The organism is Psychromonas sp. (assembly GCF_047632955.1).
Classification (GTDB): Bacteria; Pseudomonadota; Gammaproteobacteria; order Enterobacterales; family Psychromonadaceae; genus Psychromonas.
In genome coordinates this window covers 56,064-79,265 of the sequence record NZ_JBLIED010000005.1, presented here as the reverse complement: position 1 = coordinate 79,265, position 23,202 = coordinate 56,064, and the positions used below count along the sequence as shown (strand labels likewise).

The window sequence follows — 23,202 nt, the reverse complement described above, 5'->3', positions numbered from 1 at the left end:
TTGCCCTAGATTGATAGTTTCTTAATATCATTACGACCACCCCAGACAGCGTTTACAATAGCACGCGTTCCGAAAATAGAAGTGAACATAGAAGTTGCAATACCAATCGCGAGCGTAACAGCGAAACCTTTAATAGGTCCGGTACCCACAGCAAACAAAATTATTGCGGTGATGAAAGTAGTGATATTCGCATCGGCTATGGTAGAAAAAGCATTAGAATAACCTTCATGAATTGCTTTCTGGATTGATTTCCCAGCAGACAATTCTTCTCGAATCCTTTCAAATATGAGCACATTTGCATCAACGGCCATACCAACGGTCAAGACGATACCGGCAATACCCGGCAGGGTTAATGTTGCCCCGGGGATCATAGACATAAAACCAATAATCATGACGATATTAAATAACAAAGCAGTATTAGCAATAACACCAAATTTTCGATAATAAACAAACATGAATAAGACAACAGCAAGTAAGCCATAGACCATTGCTTTAATTCCGTTATCTATATTCTGCTGTCCTAAACTTGGTCCAATAGTACGTTCCTGTACGATTTGAATAGGCGCAATAAGCGCACCTGCGCGTAGTAATAGTGCCAAATTGTGTGCTTCTGCGGCGTTATCAAGCCCGGTAATACGAAAACTCCGGCCAAGCTGCGCTTGAATGGTGGCCACATTGGCAACCTCTTCACGCTTTTCAATGATCGCCTTACCGTTCGGCTTTTTCTTGCCTGTCGGTAAATACTCGATAAACAGAGTTGCCATCGGTTTACCAATATTATTTTTGGTAAAACGCGACATCATGCTGCCACCTTTTGAATCAAGTGAAATACTAACTTGCGCACGTCCCATTTCATCGTTGCCAGATTGTGCATCGACGATATGGTTACCGGTTAAAATAATCTGTTTCTTAACCACCACGGGGCGACCATCTCTCTCTTTATAAACGATAGAAGAAGAAGGCAGACGTCCTGCTAACGCATCATTAATATTTGTATCTGAGTCAACCGCATGAAACTCAAGCGTGGCAGTTGCACCAAGAATTTCTTTCGCACGCGCCGTATCTTGAATACCTGGTAGTTGAACAACAATTCTGTCCGTACCTTGACGTTGAACGAGTGGCTCAGCGACGCCCAGTTCATTAACCCTGTTACGAAGAATAGTCAAATTTTGCTGCAGCGCGTACTCTTTGCTCGCTTGTAATTTCTGCTCTGTCATTTCAATTGTGAGAATATAATTGTCATTATCGACAGATTCAGAGAATTGATAACCTGGATTAATAGGTTTTAAATAATCAATCGCATTATCGAGAATGGATTGGTCAGTAAAGGTCAACTCTACACCCGTTGCGCTTTTAGCTTTAGAGATACCACGAAATCTGATTTTCTCTGAGCGTAAATCGCCACGTAAATCCTGGACCATTTGCTCTTGTGTTTTGCTGACGGCTTCATCCATATCTACTTCCATCAGAAAATAAACACCGCCGCGTAAATCAAGACCTAATTTCAGTGGCCCGGCACCAATAGCTTCTAACCAGGCAGGGGTTGAAGGCGCTAAATTAAGCGCAGTAACAAAACTGCTATCTAATTCATTCACAACGGTTTCACGCGCTAACAGTTGATCTTCACTGGATTTGAGACGAACTAAAAGCTGTCCATCTTCAAGCACAACACTTTTAGGCGTGATATTTGACTGCTTGAGAATATCTTGAACTTTATCCAGAGTGGAAAGCTCGACTTTTGCTCCACGGGTTGCAGAAATTTGAATGGCAGGATCTTCCCCGTATAGATTGGGGGCGGCATAAAGTAAACTGATTAAAACTATAAATAAAAGCAGCAAATACTTCCACATAGGGTATTTATTTAACACTGTATTGTCCTTAAATGAAGCGCCTAATAAAATGAGAACGAAGTAATGTTTTTTTATTACTTCGTTCTTTCTATTAAAAAAGCTGAATATTTCTTAGATAGATTTAAGCGTACCTTTTGGTAAAACAGCTGTCACATAATCTTTTTTAATCGAGATAACATTATTTTCATTTAATTCAATCTGAAGATAATCGTTTTCGGTATTAACTTTAACAACGCGACCAATTAAACCACCCTGGGTCAAGACTTCGTCACCTTTACCAATGCTTTCCATCAGACTTTTATGTGCTTTAGTGCGTTTTGACTGAGGACGGTAAATCATAAAATAAAATATCGCAGCGAATACGACCATCATCAAAATAAAAGACATACTGCCTTCAGGTTGACCTTCTGCTGCTGCATGTGCTTGAGAAATAAATAGACTCATTTTGTTACCCTTTTAAATTAAAATTGAATATTATTGTTATTGATAAATTTGTTAAACGTTTAGCAACGGTTTTTGTTTTCCGATGCGTTGATAAAACGTATCAACAAAGTCTTCTAATCTACCCTGTTCAATGGCTTCACGCAAACCTTTCATTAAACGTTGGTAGTAACTTAAGTTATGGATAGTGTTTAGTCGCGCACCCAGTATTTCTCCACATTTATCAAGATGATATAGATATGCTCGAGTATAATTTTTACAGGTGTAACAATCACATTCGGAATCTAAAGTAGTTGCATCTTCACGGTGTTTAGCGTTACGAATTTTCACCACACCATCGGTGGTGAAAAGATGCCCGTTACGGGCATTGCGGGTCGGCATAACACAATCAAACATATCAATACCGCGACGTACGCCTTCAACTAAATCTTCAGGTTTACCAACGCCCATTAAGTAACGGGGTTTATCCTCAGGGATTTTAGGTGCGACATATTCTAAAATACGGTGCATATCTTCTTTTGGCTCACCCACTGCAAGGCCGCCAATAGCATAGCCGTCAAAACCTATCTTGGTTAGTCCATCTAATGAGATATCGCGTAACTGCTCGAAACACCCACCTTGAATAATACCAAATAAAGCATTCGGGTTTTGTTGTTCGTTAAAGCGATCCCGGCTGCGCTGTGCCCAGCGCAGGGAAAGTTTCATTGAGATCTCAGCTTCTTCTTCGGTCGCCGGATAAGGCGTACATTCGTCAAAGATCATTACAATGTCAGATCCTAAATCGTACTGTATATCCATCGATACTTCGGGTGATAAAAACACTTCACTACCGTTAATAGGGCTGCGAAAATAAACGCCTTCTTCTTTTATCTTGCGCATTTTTCCTAGGCTAAATACTTGGAAGCCGCCGGAGTCGGTTAAAATGGGCCCTTTCCAATTCATAAAACCATGCAAATCACCGTGTGCTTTGATGACTTTCTGTCCTGGGCGTAACCATAGGTGAAAGGTATTCCCCAATAATATTTCTGCTCCGGTTGCATCGACCTCTTCAGGCGTCATCCCTTTTACTGTACCGTAAGTACCAACGGGCATAAATGCTGGGGTTTCAACGCTGCCGCGATCAAAGATCAAACGGCCGCGACGTGCACGCCCATCTGTATTAATTAATTTATATTCCATGATTTTCCTTATCAGATGAACAATCTGATTTTATTTTTGTTGGTCTTATCTATAACAAAAGCACTTGTTGATTCAAAAATAGAATCTTCAAGTGCTTTAAATAGTTAACGGCTGTGGATTTTTCTTAGTTAAAAACATTGCATCACCATAACTAAAAAAACGATATTTTTCCTGAATAGCAATTTTATATGCATTATCAATATGTTCTTTGCCTGAAAAAGCGGACACCAGCATCAGCAGTGTCGATTCTGACAAATGGAAATTGGTAATTAGTGCATCAACTATCTGAAATTTATAACCCGGGTAAATGAAAATACTTGTTTCAGCAAAAAAGGGAATAAGGTCATGACCACTTTTAATACTAGCTTGTGCTGCGCTTTCAACAGATCGTACAGAGGTTGTACCAACGGCAATAACACGCCCGCCTTTTGCTTTGGTAGATTTTATTTTATCAATAACTTGTTGAGATACCTCAGCATACTCGCTGTGCATTTGATGATCGAGTATATTATCTACTTTGACGGGTTGAAAGGTTCCCGCACCAACATGCAGGGTAACAAAAGCAAAATCAATACCTTTATCCTGCAATTTTGTCAGGACTGCCTGATCAAAATGCAGACCTGCAGTGGGGGCCGCAACCGCACCCGGATTTTTATTATAAACGGTCTGGTAACGCTCTTTATCGGAATCTTCGTCTGGCCTGTCGATATAAGGGGGTAATGGTATATGGCCAATTGATTCCAACATGTCTAATACAGAACTGTGATGATCAATGTGTATTTCAAATAAAGGACCCTGACGTTTTACCATCACAGCATCAATGCTGTTTTCTAAACGTAACTTACATCCCGGTTTCGGTGATTTAGAACTGCGCAGATGGGCAAGGAAGCTTTTGTCATCTAATACTCTTTCAACCAGCACTTCTATTTTTCCTCCTGTCTCTTTTTCACCAAACAGACGAGCAGGAATAACCCGTGTATCGTTAAAAATAAGTAAATCATTCTCATCAATAAGGTTGACTACATCGGTAAACTGTAAATGTTTTAATTCGCCGGAATTTCCTTGCACCGATAATAAACGGCTGGCCGAACGGTCTTTCATAGGATAACGAGCAATTAATTCTAGCGGCAATTCAAAAGAAAAATCTGAAACTTTCATGCAAAACATTCCGAAAGGATAAAACGATGTAGTTTAAGGATGATCAAAGTGAAGTCAAGCGGGAGCAACTTAAAAAAGAAAAAATGATGCAGCATATTTTTAATTTGAAATGAATTGTACTTTATCTTCATCTCAATTCAATTAAAGCGGCTTGTGCGTATTATTGTACCAAATCCATTAATTTTCTGCACATTTATGCTGGTTAAAACACCTGCTAGCTAGATAAAACTACGTTTTAGTCTTTGTTATTAATTTTATAATTAGAACATCTAGTTACTGCAATCAATGCCTTGCTTTCATGAATTTTTCCGGCGCCTAATTAATAGAATTGCTATAAAATATCCCGAATGTTTTATAGCAATAAAATAAGAGGGAACAAAACCCCTTAAAAAAAATTTCTCCTGCGGAATCAGGATTAAAGTACTAATTTTGTCGAGATAAGGCCGCTTGCTGCTCCAAATAAGCAAATGCAGTGAGCATCGCCTGGGTTTGAAATTGTTTCAAACCGACTTCGCGTATATCGGGTTTTACCTGAGCCATAGATAAACCTTCTTTAATATAATGACTTGATAAAACGTGCACCTTTAAATCTGCCACCAACTGTAATGCGCCTTCGATTTTGAAACTCAAAGGATTACCGGCATATTTTCCTTTTAAATCACGCTGTTTTATAACAACGGTATCTACCTGATAATCTTTCATTAATTGTGAAAATTCAAACTGAAACTTTTTAAGGGGATCGGTATTAATCGCATCGGGCAGGCTGAATTTAGCCGCGCGCACTTTAGGGACATCATATAAACCATTTTTTAACTGTATTATGCTGATAATAGCTTCATTACCCGTTAACTCTACACCACAAACTCGCATTATTATTTCCTTCTCTATTACTTACCTGATTTTTTACGTAGTCTAACTAATTACAAGCCAGTAACCTATTAAAAAAGCCTTAATCGAAGGATTAAGGCTTTTTTACATGTAACACTTATTTAGCTGTTACTGTTATGCAGTTTGAGATTAATCATACGAATCGTTGCGCCGATACCTGCCATGACCTGATTGGCATTAACACCACGCGTGGTAAATTGGTTTTTTTCATCTGACCAGATAATAGTACATTCGGTTAACGCGCTGGTTTTTCCACCTGGTGGTATACGCAGTTGATAATCAATTAATTCTGGGAAAATGAATGTTTGTTTATCTAATACTTTTTTCATCGCACCGATAAATGCATCAAAACCACCATTACCACTGCCGCTTGCTTTATAAATTTTATCCTTAACCCGCAATCTGATACTGACCGTGGATTCTAAGTCTAATCCGGAATTGATCGAACAGTTTAACAGCTCAACATAGTTGTAATGATTTCGCTCTAAAAGGTCGGCAATAATAAAAGGCAGATCATCTGCACTGATACTGGCTTTTTGATCGGCTAATCTGACAATACGTTTGAGCAGTTTTTTCTGCTGATCCGGATCAAGCTCAATATTCATCGCTTCTAAATTTTTGGCGAGAGAGGCTTTGCCACTCATTTTACCCAGGGCATAACTGCGGGAACGGGCGAAGCGCTCGGGGGTTAATGCAGAGATATATAATCCCCCTTTGCGGTCGCCATCGGCATGTATTCCACTGGTCTGGGTAAATACATCAGCGCCAACTATAGGCGTATTATCGGAAATACGTTTACCCGAATAATTTTCCACAAGGCGGCTTAAATTAAGAATTTGGCTTTCATCAATATTCACCGTTTTGCCAAGTTTGTCTTGTAAAACCACCGCCACTTCAGACAAAGAGGCATTACCAGCTCTTTCACCTAAACAGTTCATTGTACAATGTATCGAAGACACGCCAGCTTTGACCGCAAACATGGCATTTGCCGTCGCCAGGCCGTAATCATTGTGAGGGTGAAAATCAAAATTCAACGTTGGAAAACGCCCTACCATATCCGTTAAACTTTCAAACACTTCATCGGGAGACATCACACCCAGTGTATCAGGCAACATAAAATGAGCGATCCCGCTATCCTGTAATTGTTCGACCATTTGATAAACATATTCAGGACTGTCTTTGTAACCGTTTGACCAGTCTTCCAGATATATATTAACCTGTAAATCCTGCTGCTGCGCGTAGCTGATAGTCTCTTTGATATCAACGATATGCTCAGCCAGTGTTTTGCGTAACTGCTCGTTGCAGTGTTTCAAACTGCCCTTGGCAAGCAGATTTAACACCTTTCCGCCGGTATCCGTTATCCAGTCCACGCTTAAGGTATGATCGACAAAGCCTAACACTTCTATTTTGTTGATGAAGCCTTCGCGACTTGCCCAGCTGTTGAGTTTTGTTACAGCTTCTTTTTCACCTTCGGAAACACGCGCGGAAGCCACTTCAATACGGTCTATTTTTAATTTCTGTAATAATGCTTTGGCAAGACTTACTTTTTCAGCAGGCGTAAATGAAACCGCCTGAGTCTGCTCTCCATCACGTAATGTTGTATCCATTAACTGGACAACGTTTTCTCGGCTCATTGCCTTACTCCATTAAATTTATTCACCAGATCACTTCTAAAAGTAAAAAACTTATTTGATTAAAATAGTTAAAAAAAGGGGATTTAATCGAATAAATTCTTCATAAAAAAGGCGCAATCAATGCGCCTTATAATTTATGTTGTTTTTTCAGACGTTAAAAACGATTATTTCCATAACCAAGGTAATGTTTGTTTTTGTTTTTCTTCAAAAGCAGTAATTTTATCTTGGTGTTTTAATGTCCACGCAATATCATCAAGACCACCCAGTAAAGATTCTTTACGGAACGGATCCACTTCAATATGAATAACAATACCGCCTGGTGTGGTTAACTTTTCAGCTTCAAGGTCAACCGAAAATTCAACCCCTTCATCAGCATTAATTTCCGCCATTAATGCAGCAAGTTCAGCTTTGCTTACTCTAATCGGCAGAATAGCGTTTTTAAAACAGTTAGTGTAAAAAATATCCGCAAAACTGGTTGAGATAACAGTATTAAAACCGTAATCAGCGATCGCCCAGGGAGCATGCTCACGCGAAGAGCCACAACCGAAGTTTTCACCCGCAACTAAAATTTTAGCGCCTTTAAAGGCAGGTTTATTAAGTTCAAATGCAGGATTGGGGGTGACATTATCTGCCAGAAAACGCCAATCATGAAAAAGGTGAATACCAAAACCCGTGCGCTCAACTTTTTTCAAGAACTGCTTTGGAATAATCTGGTCTGTATCAACGTTACTGCGATCCATTAATGCCGCAATGCTAGTATGTTTTTTATAAGCTTCCATTATTGTTCCCTTTATGCCCAATCTCGAATATCTACAAAGTGTCCGGCAATAGATGCCGCTGCTGCCATTGCTGGTGAAACAAGGTGAGTACGTCCACCCTTACCTTGACGACCTTCGAAATTACGGTTTGAAGTAGAAGCACAACGTTGACCGTCGGTTAATTCATCACCGTTCATAGCAAGACACATTGAACAGCCTGGTTCACGCCATTCCCAACCGGCATCAAGAAATATTTTGTCTAAACCTTCCGCTTCCGCCTGCTCTTTTACAGGATAAGAACCAGGGACTGCAATTGCCTGAACACCAGCTGCAACTGTTTTACCTTTAATCATCTCGGCAGCAGAACGAAAATCTTCAATACGACCGTTAGTACAAGAGCCTAAAAATACAATATCGACATTAACGTCGGTTATTTTCTGACCAGCTGTCACTTCCATGTATTTAAGCGCATTTTCACAAGCCTGTGCTTTAACTGCATCATCAAAATCAGTGGGTGCAGGAATAAATCCATTCACTGACATCACCTGTTCAGGTGAAGTTCCCCAGGTAACCTGTGGCGCGATATCTTCAGCTTTAAGGGTGATCACTTTATCAAACTCAGCGCCCTTATCAGAAGGAAGGGTTTTCCAATAGGTAACGGCCGCATCCCAATCATTACCCTTAGGTGCAAACTCTTTACCTTCTAGGTAATCAAAGGTGGTTTGATCCGGTGCAATAAGACCTGCACGTGCGCCTGCTTCGATAGCCATGTTACACAAAGTCATACGACCTTCCATAGACAGGTTAACGATGGTATCGCCAGCAAATTCAATAACGTAACCAGTACCGCCTGCGGTACCCGTTTTACCGACAATGGCTAATGCAATGTCTTTAGCGGTCGCATATTTAGAAAGTTTCCCCTCTACTTTTATCAGCAATGTTTTTGATTTTTGTTGTTGTAATGTTTGTGTTGCCATTACATGTTCAACTTCAGAAGTACCGATACCAAATGCAAGTGTACCAAATGCTCCGTGTGTTGCAGTATGGCTATCACCACAACAAACAACCATACCTGGATGAACAAAACCATGCTCAGGAACAACAATATGAATAACACCGTTGTTAACGTTGCTCATATCATAAAGATTTAAATCATGTTCTTTACAGTTAACCGCCATGGTTTGAATCTGTTTTGCCGCAACAGGATCAACAATTTTGCTGCGATCTTTGGTCGGTACACAATGATCCATTGTGGCTAGAATGCTGTGCTTGTTGCGCACTTTACGGTTTTGCAGTTTAAGGCCTTCAAATGCTTGTGGACTGGTCACTTCATGCATTAGGTGTCTGTCAACAAACAGAATTGGAGAGCCTGCTTCTGGTTCATAAACCAAATGCGCATCCCAGATTTTTTCATACATTGTTTTAGTCATTTTTTTCCTTACCACCCTCTATGCATTTACTATTAAGCCCTACCATCTATATAACAGTCACTTGCAGATATAGGTTATTTAGTTCCGTTTAGAAAATTTATTCTAATTGATCGATCTCAATATAACAATATAGCAAGATCAAATAGTGCATTCTAGTTAAATCTGTAAGCAATTTCCCAGCTCAGCGAATGGATAATCCGATCCTATTTTAAATCAAAGCCTTAACTACCAATATGATTAAAATAAACTCTATAATCAAGTGTTTAATGTTTATTTATTGGATCTTAAATGCTTTTCCTATGCAATTATTTAGAATATCTATGCATTTAACGTAAATATTTATAAGTGTACGGAAAATGTGAATATCAATGGCAGATCAGCAACTAATTACGTAATATAGCCCCTTCTTAAATTAATAATATATAGGTTGCACCGATGCAATTTGAAATAATTACAACAACAGCACAATTGCATGATTTTATAACAACCCTTGATAGCAGCCCGATTTCACTTGATACCGAATTTGTTCGCACACGCACTTACTTGGCAAATTTAGGCTTGTTACAAATATCTCAAAATACCCGTATCACCTTAATCGATCCTATTGCGGTCGGCGACCTGTCAAGTTTTTGGCAGGCGATTGATAACAAAAACATAATTTTGCATGCCAGCAGTGAAGATTTGGAAATTATACGCGAACATAAAGGTGATCTTAATTTCACTCTTTTTGATACCCAAATAGCCTGTTCTTTTCTCAACCTGGGCGCCTCGCTGGGTTATGCTAAAATGGTTGAAACATTGGAGGACGTTATTGTTGATAAAGGTGAATCACGAACAGACTGGTGTGCCCGGCCTTTAAGTGAAAAGCAGATAAGCTATGCGGCGATAGATGTTTTACATTTACAACCCTGCCTGGAGAAACTCCAAAAACAACTTGAAGATAAAAACATGCTGCATTTCTTTGAGCAGGAGTGTCAGGCGGTGCTTGATCAAAAGATGCTAAAAACCGATCCCGATAAAGCTTATAAGTCGCTTAACAATTTATTTAAATTGGATCGTCAGGGACTGGCCATTATAAAAGCGTTGGCAAAATGGCGTTTACTCACCGCACAGGAACGTAATCTGGCGCTTAACTTTGTCGTCAAAGCTGACCACCTGTGGTTATTGGCCTATTACCAACCCACTTGTTTAGAAGATCTGCGTCGTTTACATTTATTACCCAACGAAATTCGTATTCATGGACAACAAATTCTGACCATCATTACCCAGACACTCAACCAGGACGAAAGTCATTACCCATCACTGGTGATACGTTTGGTCGATTTTCCCGGGTATAAAAGCACCATGAAATCAATGCGCGATAAAATTCAAGCATGCGCTGAACAATATAATTTACCCCTTGAGTTAATCGCCTCTAAACGAGTAATTAACGAATATCTAAGCTGGTTGTGGAAATTAGACGCTCTGCAAAGACAAACTGCCAATAAACCCAAGTTGTTAACGGGCTGGCGATTTGAATTAATAGGCCATCAGTTCGAACACTAAACTGACGTTGTATTAACCCGTCATAAGGTTCATTCTCTAGCGCTCATATATTGCCGGACTAACCCATGTTAAAATTACAACAATGATGCGGATAATCATTATCTGCGTTGCTTTAATCAAAAGGAAAACCTAATGAGCACAACGCTATCTTGGAAGGATACCTTCCACAGCTATTTAGATAAGCGCTTGTTATGGGTCTTTATGCTTGCCTGCTCAAGTGGTTTCCCCTGGGTTTTAATCGGCTCCAACATGTCAGGCTGGTTAAAGGATGCCGGTTTAACGCGTGCCGCAATAGGTTATTTTGGATCAGTATTTACTGTCTATGCCTTTAATTTTCTGTGGGCGCCGTTAATCGATAGAGTAAAACTCCCTCTTCTTTATCCCCTTCTGGGACAACGTCGCAGCTGGATATTCCTTTGCCAGGCATTCATTTTGGTTTTCACCTTGTTGATTGCAGGGACGCACCCTGCTACTAATCTGATGATGACTTCGATGCTGGCATTGGGCATTGCTATCGCCTCTGCTACCCAGGATATTGCCATTGACGCCTATCGCATAGATACCTTTCCAAGACAGCAAACCAGTAAATTACCGCAAGCTGCGGCGATGGCGGTGATCGGTTGGTGGACAGGTTATTCGCTGCCGGGTTATTTTGCTTTTATGAATGCTGACAGTATGGGTTGGAATGGTGTTTATTATGGCATGGCGGTTGTCGTTGGCGTGTTAATGTTATTTACCCTGTTTGTTGGGGAGCCGGTCACTGAACGCGAAACATTGCAGAAACAAGCTGAAAATAAATATAACAAAGTACTTAAGTCTAAAATGATGACTTTCTTAAGTGTCACCGTGATTGAGCCTTTTTGGGATTTCTTTAAACGCAATGGTGTTCAAGTTGCACTCACTATTTTATTGTTTGTATTCTTATTTAAAATTGGCGAAGCTTTTCTGGGTCGAATGTCGATTGTCTTTTATAAAGAGATTGGTTTTAGCAATGAGCAAATAGGTCACTATTCAAAACTTATCGGCTGGGGGGCAACTATCTTCTTCACTTTGCTGGGCAGTGTCTTTAACGTCAAATTTGGCATTGTGCGTGGTTTAATGATTGGTGGAACGGCAATGGCAGCAAGTAACTTGATGTTTGCCTGGATAGCCCATGTGGGCCCGAATGAGCATCTATTCTTAGCAACCATACTGGTTGATAACTTTACCACGGCATTTTCAACGGTCGCTTTTGTGTCATTTTTAACCCTGTTAACCGGTAGCGCATTTTCTGCCACCCAATACGCCCTGTTAGCTTCATTGGGCAACCTCGGACGTACTACGCTCGCGTCATTCAGTGGTCAATTGATTGATATATTAAATGACTGGTCAACGTTCTTTATTATCACCGCATTAATGGTTATTCCAAGTTTGATAATGCTCTATTCATTACGGCACTTCTTTGACCATGTTTCTGATAAGCACCGAAGTAAAGCAAAAGTTAAAAGAGAAAAAAGTTAGCAATTGAGAGAAAGTAAAAAGGAATATATTTTACGGGTCGTAAACGTAGAATAAAGAAATGCCATTGTAAAAATGCATTACAGCCAGACTCTCAAAGTTAAAGCTGCGAGAATCTGCCTGCATATGTTCAAAGGTTGTATGCTAAGGAACAGCTAGCCTATATGTGTCAAGCCACCCATGTATTGTTGTAATACCTGCGGGATTTCAATACGACCGTCTTCCAGTTGATAGTTTTCAAGCACAGCCACCAAAGTGCGTCCCACCGCCAACCCAGAGCCGTTTAGAGTATGTAATAACTCCGGCTTTTTAGCACCTGTCGGGCGGAAACGAGCCTGCAAACGGCGCGCCTGAAAATCCCCTACATTTGAACAAGATGAAATTTCACGATACTGATCCTGAGCCGGCAACCACACTTCTAAGTCATAGGTTTTAGTTGCGCCAAAGCCCATATCACCGGTACACAAAACCACTTTACGGTAAGGTAACTGCAGATTTTTTAAGACCTGCTCTGCATGCCCGGTTAACTCTTCTAATGCTTCAAAACTTTTGTCAGGATGCACTAACTGCACCATTTCAACTTTATCAAACTGATGCTGACGAATGAGGCCACGGGTATCACGACCGTAGGATCCCGCTTCACTTCTGAAACAAGGAGTATGGGCAGTTAACTTAAGCGGTAACTCCGATTCATCGTAAATCATGTCCCGGCTCATGTTAGTGAGCGGAACTTCAGCCGTTGGAATAAGGGACATACCGATGCCTTCTTCGGTTGCCGGCTTGGTATTAAACAGATCATCGCCAAATTTAGGCAGTTGCCCGGTACCGTATAAGCTATCAGCATTAACCAGATAAGGGACATACAACTCAGTATAACCATGTTGCTCAGTATGAAGATTCAACATATACTGCGCTAAAGAGCGGTGTAATTTAGCGATTTGTCCGCGCATAACAATAAAACGTGATCCACTGATTTTAACCGCTGATTTAAAATCTAAACCGCCTAGAGCTTCTCCCAAATCAACATGATCTTTAACTTCAAAATCATACTTCTTCGGCTCACCCCATCTTAATATTTCTACATTTTCACTTTCATCTTTACCGATAGGTGCTGATTCATGCGGTAAATTGGGCATATTGTATGCGAGGTTTTTAATCTGCTCGGCTAACAAGGTAAAATCTTCTTTAGCCCGGTCTAAATCTTCGCCTAATAACCCCATTTCAGTGCGCAGCGCGGTAATATCTTCACCACGTTTTGCCGCCTGGCCAATCTCTTTGGAGCGGCTGTTACGCTGAGCTTGCAAAGTTTCAGTGGTAATCTGTAGCGTTTTCCTTTTTTCTTCGAGTTGATTGACTAATTCAACATTCAAAGTATATCCACGAGAAGCTAACAGTAGTGCAGTTTGTTCTATATCGTTACGTAAAAATTTTGGATCTAACATGCTTCTTCCTAACTTTTAAAGACTAATAATGTGCCAACATATGCGGCTAAAAGGCAGACCACAACATTTAATGCGACATTTAAAATCGCTTTAAATAATTCCCCCTGCTGCAAGAGCAGTAAATTATCCATTGAAAACGTTGAAAAGGTGGTTAATGCACCTAAAAACCCAACACCAACCAACGGCCACCAGGGTGATGCTGCAATGGTTTCTTGTTGAACAAGTTGAAATATACAGCCCATGATCAACGAGCCAATGATATTGACCGAGAGTGTAGCAAAGGGGAAACCTTTTCCAAAGAGGCTTATCACACCCATTCCGATTAAATAGCGTAATGTCGCCCCAAATGCCCCGCCACTGGCCACCAATGCCAGATTTATAACCATACTATTCATATAAGTGACTCATACCTTGTGTCTGTTGCACTGTAAATACGTTATAAAGATCATCCAATAAACAATCCGATCACTGATAACGTTTATTATTACTCTGCTGGTTTAATTGCTCTAAATAATCAAGTTTAGCGGAAATTTGCTTTTCAAAACCACGATCCGTTGGCTGATAGAACTTGCTGCCTTGTATCTCTTCCGGCAGGTAAACTTCACCCGCAGCAAAAGCACCGTCTTCGTCATGGGCATAACGATAACCTAAATTATGGTTAAGTTCTTTCATTAATTTAGTCGGCGCATTACGAAGATGTAACGGCACTTCATATTCAGGAAAATCTTTAACGGCTTGCTTGGCATTGGCGAAGGCAATATAAACGGCATTACTTTTAGGTGCACTGGCACAGTAGACAATAGCCTGGGCGATTGCCCGCTCACCTTCATAGGGCCCAACGCGCGCAAAACAGTCCCAGGCATTTATTGCGATTTGCATCGCCCGCGGATCGGCATTACCGATATCTTCCGATGCAATCGCTAATAACCTGCGCGCCACATACAGCGGATCACATCCACCAGCGAGCATACGCGCATACCAATAAAGTGCGGCATCGGGATCGGAACCACGCACCGATTTATGAAAGGCCGATATCAGGTCGTAAAAAAGGTCCCCTTTTTTATCAAAGCTAACCCCCTCACGACCGGCAATCTCCTTCAACAGGTCCAGATTAATGGATAAACGTTGCTCGGAATCAATCGCCATATCGGCTAATAATTCAAGATAATTAAGGGCTTTTCTGGCATCCCCCTGAACAAGCTGCGCTAATTTTTCTTTAACATCACCAATAAATTTAATATTTTTATCGGCGAGTCCATCCTCTGAAGCACAAGCCTGATCAATCACCGCGATTATCTCAGCTTCACTGAGTTTTTTTAATAAATAAATTCGTGCTCTGGATAACAGTGCATTATTAAGCTCAAAGGAGGGATTTTCCGTTGTTGCCCCAATAAATAAAATGGTGCCATCTTCAATATAGGGTAAAAAGGCATCCTGCTGCGCTTTGTTAAAACGATGTACCTCATCAACAAACAGCAAGGTACGAATACCATTAGTGCGATTTTGCTGAGCAATTTCAATCGCAGCACGTATCTCTTTAATGCCCGAGGTCACGGCTGAAAGACGCTCTACATGCGCATGACAGTAGGTCGCAATTAATTCTGCTAAGGTTGTTTTGCCGGTACCGGGTGGACCCCATAAAATCATGGAGTGCGCGGCGCCGTTTTCCAAGGCAATCCGTAACGGCTTACCGGTACCGATAATATGTGACTGGCCAATGTAATCTGCAAAAATTTTAGGCCGCATCCGCGCCGCTAATGGCTGAAAATCATTATTAAATTCAAATAGATCTTTCATTAACGTTGATCGTCTATTTCAACACCCGCCGGAGTTTCAAAATGAAAATATCCCGCAGGCCAGGGTTTATCTAACACTTTATGGGTCAGTGTAAACTCACTGCGTTGTCCGAGCGCTTCGATGACTATAAATTTACTAACCTGACCTGTCTTGTTAAATTCAAATATAAAAGATCTCTGCTGCGCAGTGTCGGTAATATTCTTGACCATGAACTGATCGTTAACTTTTTTTACCTGATAATTCGCCCATTGCGACTCATTCGCTCCGGAAAGCAGGATAAAGGGAGTTCCTTGTATTGCATCGCTTAAGTTAAGCAGAGTGACCTGTTCAATAAAAGGGCTATACATCCACATGGTTTGACCATCGGAGACTATTAACTCCTCTTCGGGCGTAACAGCTTCCCAGCGGAATTTACCCGGGCGAGAAATGGCTAACCTGCCCTTGCTGTCATCTAATATTTTACCATCCGGACTGCTTACCCGTTGCGAAAAGTCAGCATTAACAATACTGAATTTGGCTAATTTTTCTTTTAATAACTGAGAGTCCGTCGCTGCCGAAACGGCAGAAGACAGAAATGAGCTTAACAAGATGGAAATGATTACAACCATTTTTTTCATAAATTAATCCTTAACGGGAGACGGTGCGAGCACATCGCGATTACTATTAGCACCTGATGGTGCACTGATCACACCCTGAGCTTGAAGCTGGTCCACCAAACGCGCAGAGCGATTGTAACCGATTCTAAATTTACGCTGAATACTTGATATTGATACTTTACGAGTTTCAGTAATAAATTCAACTACTTCATCAAATAAAGCATCGATATCGTTATCCCCATCAGCTTCTTCGCCGGGTAGCAGCATATCTAACGTATTATCACCATCGATGATCTCCTGTACATAATTAGGCTCTCCGCGTTTTTTCCAATCCGCTACCACGCGATGCACTTCATGGTCATCAACAAAGGCGCCGTGTACACGAATCGGCACGCCAACACCTGGCGGCATATATAACATATCGCCGTGACCTAACAGGGTTTCTGCACCCTGCATACCTAAAATAGTTCTTGAGTCGATTTTACTTGAGACTTGAAATGCAATTCGCGTTGGAATATTTGCTTTAATCAAACCGGTAATAACGTCTACCGATGGACGCTGTGTCGCTAAAATCAAATGAATGCCGGCGGCACGTGCTTTTTGTGCAATACGGGTAATTAACTCTTCACATTTTTTACCAACAATCATCATCATGTCGGCAAATTCATCAACCACCACCACAATACTGGGTAATTTTGTTAATTCCGGCGCACTCAAGTCCATACTGTCCCCTTCTTTCCAGAGAGGATCTGTTAATGGCGTGCCCGCTTCAGCGGCTTCTTTTACCGTACTATTATAACTTGCTAGTGTACGCACACCCAGTTCAGACAACAGTTTGTAACGGCGCTCCATTTCGCCAACACACCAGCGTAATGCATTTGCCGCGTCCTTCATGTCAGTAACAACTTCCGCTAATAAATGCGGAATTCCTTCATATACGCTCAATTCCAGCATTTTAGGGTCAATCAGTATCAATCGTACGTCTTCAGGCGCGGATTTATACAATAAACTCACCAGCATACAGTTAACACCCACGGATTTACCCGAACCCGTTGTACCGGCCACTAAAAGATGCGGCATTTTAGCTAAATCAACCACCACGGGTTGCCCGGAAATATCAGCACCAAGCACCATACTCAAGGGTGATTTACTTTCTCTAAATTTGGCACTGCCTAATACTTCCGAAGAATAAACAATTTCCCGATGTTTGTTCGGTAACTCTAAGGCAATAACCGACTTACCGGGAATTTGATCAACCACACGCACGCTCATTGCCGACAGGGCACGCGCCAAGTCTTTTTCTAAACCGGTCACGGTACTTACTTTCATGCCGGGTGCTAAAGCAAGTTCAAAACGGGTAATAACCGGTCCGGGTAAGACATTCACCACTTGCGCTTTAATTTTAAATTCAAGTAATTTAGCCTCAACTAAACGCGCCGCAGTGTCCAGCTCTTCCTGCGAAATAGGATGGCTTTTTTTATTGGGCCGATCTAACAAGTCGATACTTGGAAAGGGAGCCAGGTTTTCTTCCACTGTCTTTCTTTTAATAGCGGGTCTTGCATGTTCCGGCAGATGGTTAAAATTATGTTTAGGCGCGGCAGCCGGTTGCGCTTTAGCAGCTTTGGGGGCTGCGGGTTCAGTGACAAAAGCAGGTATATTTTCTGTTTCCGGCGCTGCAAATGAAAAATCCGGTAAATCCTTTTGATCATCTTCAACAAAGTCGATATCAAAGGGGGCATCGAAATATTGCTGATCACTGTTTGCATCATCAAAAGTTGAATCGTCAAAGGATGAATTATCAACATCTGCATCATCAGGGAACTCAAAAACTTTATCAGCAGGCGTTTTTTTTGCAGCGAGTTTAGAAGCTGCTCGCTGCTCAAGCGCCATTTTACGCTTATTTTTTGGTACACTTCGATTCGGCGCATTTTCATTAAGCCTTAATAGCTTTTCTGCTTTGCGATTGTTCCGCCACAGTGAAAAGCGTTCTGGCAATGTTATCAGCCAGGTAAACATAATAATAACAACAGCCCCGGTACTATCGATTAAACTAAGCCAGGAAAAACCGAGTAACAGCGTTGTGCCTGAAACAAGCAAGGTTAACAGAATAAAATTCACTGCTAACAAACTAAAAAAACCGGACATGCTTTGCGCAATAATGTCGCCCACCAAACCACCGGAGGGGTAATAATGATAATCATCAAAGTTCAGAGAAGCTAATGCTGTAGTACTAAACACCGTAAAGATAAACCCGATAATACGTAATCCGAGATTCAAAAAATCAATATCCAAACTAAATTTTGGTTTCCATAAAAACATCCAGGCAAAAACACCAATCAGTACAGGGACAAAATAGGCGAGTAATCCAAAACCATAAAAGAGAATATCTGCTATCCAGGCACCAACCCGACCACCCGAATTGTGAATTTCTGCCACCCACTGTTGTTGTGACCAACTCGGATCAACCGGTGAAAAGGTGAGCAATGAAATACTGATAAAAACGCAGACAAACGCACAGGTGATTATTCCGACTTCTAATAATTTTTGTGCACCGGAGAGCCGGTTAAGAAAGTTGTTTTTAGACAAAAGAGTTATCCTGTTATAAAAAAGAATGAAAAATTAATTTAGTTTATTTAATCCAGAAAGTCATCGGGAAGCTGATGACGTAAATGCAGCCAAATTTTACCGCTGGCGAAAGCCGAATCGCGCACAACCTGCATGATCTGATGTATCTCCCCTTTCTCCAATACAACTTTAATGTCAGAGTAAAAATCCAGGGCAATAGATTTTGCCTCGGTATTTGAAAAATAAAAACCGCCAACCCGACGATACAAGTCCTGTAATCCATTTAGAATCAGAACATAAATCATATTATTGGAGGAAACCGCAACCTGATGATAAAAACGGTAATCAAATTCGGTGAACTCTTCACTGCTGGCATCAATCGAAGGTACTTTATCTAAAAAAGAAAGCACACTTTTTGCATTATTCTTGGCAGCCATGCGTAAAATAATGGCACTGACATTAGTACGTACTGACATAAGCTGGTCAATATAATCTGCCCGCCGCTCAATATCAAGGCGGGTAATAGTACTTAAAACATTTAAACTTGAGGTTTCCCAAAAATCATTTACTTTTGTTGACTTACCATGGCAAATAGTAATCCAGCCGTCTTTAGACATACGCTGCAAAACTTCACGCAGCGTTGTGCGCGTCACACCTATTTTATCGGCCAGCACGCGTTCAGCCGGCAATGCTGAATGTACTGGTATAGAGCCATTCCAAATGGATTCTATCAAATACTGCTCAGCGATGTCTGCAGGCCCTTTTATGTTTTTTACCATATAAATGTTCACCCTTACTTTTTATCTTTCTATAGTAACACAGAGGTTAATAGACAAAACAGGTCCTTTATCCATGTAAATCAAGCATCAACAGTCAAAGAAGGGTCTCTGTACGAATACTGTGTAAAAATACAGCTATTTTAATGAGCACAGCGAATTAGTTTATTATATTCGCTTAATAATTTATAAATATTATGGCGTTGAAATCTTTTCATTTAACCCTTCTAAATGATAAAGTTAGGTTACTCTATTTTTTGGTATTAGGAATCTTTGTGTTAGCAATTTTAAAAACGATCTCCAAGCAGCGTTGGTCCTGGTTATTATTGGCAGCAAGCGCGCTATCCCTTGAATTATGTGCTTTATATTTTCAGCACGTGATGCGTCTTGAGCCCTGCGTTATGTGCGTTTACGAACGTCTTGCCATGCTTGGTATTTTATTCGCAGGTTTAATCGGCGCCAGTGCGCCAAAAAGTGTTTTGATTCGTTTGACTGCTTTTTTATTATGGGGAATAAGTGCCGTTTGGGGGACTTTATTAGCGATACAACATACGGATTATCAAATGCACCCTTCTCCCTTTTTTACCTGTGATTTTTTCCCTAATTTCCCGAGCTGGGCACCTTTACATGAATGGCTTCCATGGTTATTTAATCCCACGGGAGACTGCTCTGATATCGTCTGGAAATTTTTAGATTATTCCATGCCGCAATGGTTAATTGTCAGCTTTTCAATCTACACACTGTTGTTTGTGATTGTAGCCATCAGTTCTATGTTTAAAAACAAGGTTTAAAAGCGTTTAAAAACAGTGCTTAAAAGCAAAAAAAATTATCTAGCCTGCTTTATACTCATGCCCAAAGGCGTTAAAGAGACCTCTTTAACGCTTTTGCATAAATGCACATTAAAAAACATGTTAGTGCTTTACTTTTTATGAATCGATTCTCAGCATCCTGTTTATCTTATTAACGTTTTTAATCCAATCGATACGCTCATTACCCGCTAGCACTAGAGGTCAGTAACATGACAGAGATTAAATTTTCACAAGCAGCAACAGCGTTATTAAAGGCACGCAAAGCAGGCGTAAAAAGGGGCCGACTGGCTGAACAGTTTCGTCCCAATTCAAGTGAGGATGCCTTACAAATACAGCAACAAATGATCGCACAACGTGCAGATCAGGTGGGTGGATGGAAATGTCTGCACCCTTTAGGGAAAGATCAATTCATTGTTGCCCCGATCTTTACCGATACTATTCAACGCGGCGCACAATGTTTTCTATTCGCCGACGACAGCCTGGCGCAGCTTGAACCGGAAATTGCTTTTGTATTAGGCGAAGATTTACCTGCCCAGCAAAAGGATTACAGTGAACAGCAAATAGATGCAGCTATTGCCAGCTGCCATATGGCACTAGAATTAATACAGAGCCGTTTTGCCAATGATTGTGATGCGTCCTTTTATGAAAAATTAGCCGATGGTTTATCAAATCAAGGTTTATTCATTGGCCCTGAAATTACTAAATCGCAGGCCTATGCGGCAAGTGATATAAAGGTTAGTTTTAAACAGGGAGCACAGAGCCAGCAATTTAGCGGTAAGCATCCTAACATTTTTCCGCAAAGCCCAATCTATTGGTTAATTAATTTTATGAGCAAACGCGGCACGGACTTTAAGGCAGGAGAAGCGATAATCACCGGCTCCTATGCGGGTGTTGTCAAAGTGCAATTTGATCGAGTGACGGAAATAGAATATAAAAATTTGGGAAAATATTCGCTTGAATTTAAAGCATTAAAATAGCGAGTCTTTGTAACTGTTATAGATAACTGTTATAGATAGAAAACTGCGATTTATCCGCGGCTTACTGCTCAGTCAAGGTTATTTTTCGAATCTGATTTAAAAGAATATTTTTGTTTAAATAAATTTTCATTTTCTTTAAAAGTATTAATACAAGTCTGGCAGATACATGATTTACCGATAAACCCGACCGGCAGTAAAGCCATCAATGATTTGGGTATTCGCACCTCAAAACACCAGCAAGGTGATGCACTTTCTGCCATACACTCATTAACGCCATCGCAAAATGGGCATGAGGTTTTATTATTATCAATAAGCATCGGCCGTTCCCCTGTTTTTCCGTAAAAAATATACAGCGCTTATTGTATCGGTAAAAAACCTCTCTATACAGGCTTAGTTAAATAATTAAGCCTGTATAGAAAGGTTATTTAATGTTCGCAATATTTTCTTTAACTTGTGTTTATTTAGGCAGATCTTTACAATGCACCCATCATAGATAAGTACGGAAAAAGAGATGAACAGAAAGAAAAAATTAAACAGCATTCTTGATAAACGCATCAAGCGAATGAATGCTAAAAAGAATCCGGGTTTAAAACCTAAATATGTTTCTAAAGCAGAGCGTGCAAGAATAGAAGCATTAGAGTCGAACAGCGAACCACAAAATGCGCTAATGGCTGAGCAATAACCACTAAACCACACAATGGTTCTCTATTAATAGTTAATATACACAAAAAACAGTTCACTTTTAATAACGAGATTGTTAATCTATAGACACTTAATCAATAGAGAATTATGTAACCATGAAAAAAATCATTCTGAAATCGCACCACCATCATATTACCTAATCTTTCAGGATCTTATTCTTGGGAGAATTTTTGCGTTCTTCCAGTGGTTACCAAAAAAATAAACCCCCGGAAGTTTCACCTCCCGAGGGTTTTTTAGTTTATAGGACAAGGAAAAAAATAATGCCAGAGCAGCGTTTAAGAATTGCAATACAGAAGAAAGGTCGTTTAAGTGAAGATACCGTTAAGTTATTAAAAGCTTGTGGTGTAAAAGTTAACCTCAATACCCAGCGCTTGATTGCACACAGTGACAATATGGCTATTGATATTCTGCGCGTGCGCGATGACGATATTCCAGGCTTAATAATGGATGGTGTGGTTGACCTTGGTTTTATCGGTCAAAATGTACTTGAAGAAGAAAACATGATGCGTGCAGTGGCAAAAGAGCCCACCGCACATAAAGTAGTTAAAGAATTAGCTTTTGGTGCCTGTCGTTTCTCACTTGCGGTTGATAATGATTTTGACTATCAAGGTGTGCAATCACTTGCAAATTTACGCATCGCAACCACTTACGTTCATATCCTTAAACGTTTCATGGAAGAAGCTAAAATCCCTTATACTTCTTGTATGTTGACCGGATCCGTTGAAGTTGCCCCGCGTGCGGGCCTTGCCGATGCAATTTGTGATCTTGTTTCAACCGGTGCAACGCTGGAAGCAAATGGTCTTAAAGAAGTTGAAGTTATCTATCGTTCAACGGCTGTTTTAATCCAGCGGGCTGAACCATTAAACCAACTAAAGCAAGATTTAGTCAATCGTATTTTAACCCGTATTGATGGGGTGCAATCGGCTAAAGAATGTAAATACATCATGTTGCATGCACCAACCGCTAATTTAGAAGCAATCAAGTCGCTATTACCGGGTTCAGAGCAACCAACGGTGATGCAGCTTGCAGGCAGCAGTGACCATGTCGCCCTGCACGTGGTCAGCAAAGAAAACTTATTTTGGGAAACAATGGAGCAGCTTAAAACATTAGGCGCGAGCTCTATTCTAGTGTTACCCATTGAAAAAATGATGGAGTAGG

Annotated in this window: 21 protein-coding genes and 1 other annotated feature; of the genes, 6 read left to right on the top strand and 15 right to left on the bottom strand. The window is 40.6% G+C overall.

Translation table 11 applies throughout. The features are described 5' to 3' along the window. Nucleotides 1–5: 5 nt before the first annotated feature. The 8 genes from secD to leuC form a co-directional block, all read right to left on the bottom strand. On the bottom strand, nt 6–1,868 hold the full coding sequence (gene secD, locus ACJAZP_RS05550; protein WP_415229741.1) for a protein translocase subunit SecD: 1,863 nt from the start codon (nt 1,866–1,868) through the stop codon (nt 6–8). A 93-nt stretch (nt 1,869–1,961) separates the two neighbouring features. Next, on the bottom strand, nt 1,962–2,294 hold the full coding sequence (yajC, locus tag ACJAZP_RS05545; RefSeq protein WP_415229740.1) for a preprotein translocase subunit YajC: 333 nt from the start codon (nt 2,292–2,294) through the stop codon (nt 1,962–1,964). A gap of 51 nt (nt 2,295–2,345) precedes the next feature. After that, the gene (tgt, locus tag ACJAZP_RS05540; protein WP_415229739.1) at nt 2,346–3,470 is read right to left on the bottom strand and encodes a tRNA guanosine(34) transglycosylase Tgt; all 1,125 of its coding nucleotides are present in this window, start codon (nt 3,468–3,470) and stop codon (nt 2,346–2,348) included. Between the two features lie 96 nt (nt 3,471–3,566). Continuing rightward, the gene (gene queA / locus ACJAZP_RS05535; protein WP_415229738.1) at nt 3,567–4,628 is read right to left on the bottom strand and encodes a tRNA preQ1(34) S-adenosylmethionine ribosyltransferase-isomerase QueA; all 1,062 of its coding nucleotides are present in this window, start codon (nt 4,626–4,628) and stop codon (nt 3,567–3,569) included. 423 nt (nt 4,629–5,051) lie between these two features. Continuing rightward, on the bottom strand, nt 5,052–5,498 hold the full coding sequence (locus ACJAZP_RS05530; RefSeq protein WP_415229737.1) for a DUF3010 family protein: 447 nt from the start codon (nt 5,496–5,498) through the stop codon (nt 5,052–5,054). 119 nt (nt 5,499–5,617) lie between these two features. Further along, nucleotides 5,618–7,150, bottom strand: a complete 1,533-nt coding sequence (locus ACJAZP_RS05525; RefSeq protein ID WP_415229736.1) for an alpha-isopropylmalate synthase regulatory domain-containing protein — start codon at nt 7,148–7,150, stop codon at nt 5,618–5,620. Nucleotides 7,151–7,314: 164 nt separating this feature from the next. Beyond that, the gene (leuD, locus tag ACJAZP_RS05520) at nt 7,315–7,929 is read right to left on the bottom strand and encodes a 3-isopropylmalate dehydratase small subunit (protein WP_415229735.1); all 615 of its coding nucleotides are present in this window, start codon (nt 7,927–7,929) and stop codon (nt 7,315–7,317) included. A gap of 11 nt (nt 7,930–7,940) precedes the next feature. Further along, nucleotides 7,941–9,338 carry a 3-isopropylmalate dehydratase large subunit gene (gene leuC, locus ACJAZP_RS05515; RefSeq protein ID WP_415229734.1) on the bottom strand — a complete coding sequence of 466 codons (1,398 nt, stop codon included), beginning with the start codon at nt 9,336–9,338 and terminating at the stop codon, nt 7,941–7,943. A gap of 435 nt (nt 9,339–9,773) precedes the next feature. On the opposite strand from leuC, the gene rnd reads away from it, so the two are divergent. Both rnd and ACJAZP_RS05505 read left to right on the top strand, forming a co-directional pair. Further along, nucleotides 9,774–10,883: a ribonuclease D gene (rnd, locus tag ACJAZP_RS05510; protein ID WP_415229733.1), complete on the top strand. Its 1,110-nt coding sequence runs from the start codon at nt 9,774–9,776 to the stop codon at nt 10,881–10,883. Nucleotides 10,884–11,015: 132 nt separating this feature from the next. Continuing rightward, on the top strand, nt 11,016–12,383 hold the full coding sequence (locus ACJAZP_RS05505; protein WP_415229732.1) for an AmpG family muropeptide MFS transporter: 1,368 nt from the start codon (nt 11,016–11,018) through the stop codon (nt 12,381–12,383). 152 nt (nt 12,384–12,535) lie between these two features. Here ACJAZP_RS05505 and serS read toward each other — a convergent pair whose 3' ends face one another. The 6 genes from serS to fadR form a co-directional block, all read right to left on the bottom strand. Then, entirely contained in the window at nt 12,536–13,822 is a 1,287-nt protein-coding gene (serS, locus tag ACJAZP_RS05500) for a serine--tRNA ligase (protein ID WP_415229731.1), read from the bottom strand. Nucleotides 13,823–13,830: 8 nt separating this feature from the next. Then, on the bottom strand, nt 13,831–14,217 hold the full coding sequence (crcB, locus tag ACJAZP_RS05495; protein WP_415229730.1) for a fluoride efflux transporter CrcB: 387 nt from the start codon (nt 14,215–14,217) through the stop codon (nt 13,831–13,833). 70 nt (nt 14,218–14,287) lie between these two features. Continuing rightward, a complete protein-coding gene (locus ACJAZP_RS05490; protein ID WP_415229729.1) occupies nt 14,288–15,619 on the bottom strand; it encodes a replication-associated recombination protein A in 1,332 nt (443 codons plus the stop codon). Then, complete coding sequence (gene lolA, locus ACJAZP_RS05485) at nt 15,619–16,236, bottom strand: outer membrane lipoprotein chaperone LolA (protein ID WP_415229728.1); 618 nt, start codon at nt 16,234–16,236, stop codon at nt 15,619–15,621. The genes ACJAZP_RS05490 and lolA overlap by 1 nt, the downstream gene beginning before the upstream one ends. 3 nt (nt 16,237–16,239) lie before the next feature. Then, on the bottom strand, nt 16,240–18,801 hold the full coding sequence (locus ACJAZP_RS05480) for a DNA translocase FtsK 4TM domain-containing protein (RefSeq protein ID WP_415229727.1): 2,562 nt from the start codon (nt 18,799–18,801) through the stop codon (nt 16,240–16,242). Between the two features lie 47 nt (nt 18,802–18,848). Then, complete coding sequence (gene fadR / locus ACJAZP_RS05475) at nt 18,849–19,559, bottom strand: fatty acid metabolism transcriptional regulator FadR (RefSeq protein ID WP_415229726.1); 711 nt, start codon at nt 19,557–19,559, stop codon at nt 18,849–18,851. Nucleotides 19,560–19,831: 272 nt separating this feature from the next. Between fadR and dsbB the strand changes: the two genes are divergently transcribed. Together dsbB and ACJAZP_RS05465 are read left to right on the top strand one after the other, a co-directional pair. Further along, nucleotides 19,832–20,347 carry a disulfide bond formation protein DsbB gene (gene dsbB / locus ACJAZP_RS05470; RefSeq protein WP_415229725.1) on the top strand — a complete coding sequence of 172 codons (516 nt, stop codon included), beginning with the start codon at nt 19,832–19,834 and terminating at the stop codon, nt 20,345–20,347. Nucleotides 20,348–20,574: 227 nt separating this feature from the next. Further along, nucleotides 20,575–21,342 (top strand): hydratase, encoded by a 768-nt coding sequence (locus ACJAZP_RS05465; RefSeq protein ID WP_415229724.1) that lies wholly within the window; start codon nt 20,575–20,577, stop codon nt 21,340–21,342. Between the two features lie 68 nt (nt 21,343–21,410). Here the strand turns inward: ACJAZP_RS05465 and ACJAZP_RS05460 are convergent, their stop codons facing one another. Continuing rightward, complete coding sequence (locus ACJAZP_RS05460) at nt 21,411–21,659, bottom strand: cysteine-rich CWC family protein (protein ID WP_415229723.1); 249 nt, start codon at nt 21,657–21,659, stop codon at nt 21,411–21,413. 194 nt (nt 21,660–21,853) lie between these two features. On the opposite strand from ACJAZP_RS05460, the gene ACJAZP_RS05455 reads away from it, so the two are divergent. Further along, the gene (locus ACJAZP_RS05455; protein WP_415229722.1) at nt 21,854–22,024 is read left to right on the top strand and encodes a DUF2986 domain-containing protein; all 171 of its coding nucleotides are present in this window, start codon (nt 21,854–21,856) and stop codon (nt 22,022–22,024) included. 135 nt (nt 22,025–22,159) lie between these two features. Beyond that, nucleotides 22,160–22,282, top strand: a sequence feature (His leader region). Nucleotides 22,283–22,304: 22 nt separating this feature from the next. Further along, the gene (gene hisG / locus ACJAZP_RS05450; RefSeq protein ID WP_415229721.1) at nt 22,305–23,201 is read left to right on the top strand and encodes an ATP phosphoribosyltransferase; all 897 of its coding nucleotides are present in this window, start codon (nt 22,305–22,307) and stop codon (nt 23,199–23,201) included. Nucleotide 23,202 lies beyond the last annotated feature (1 nt).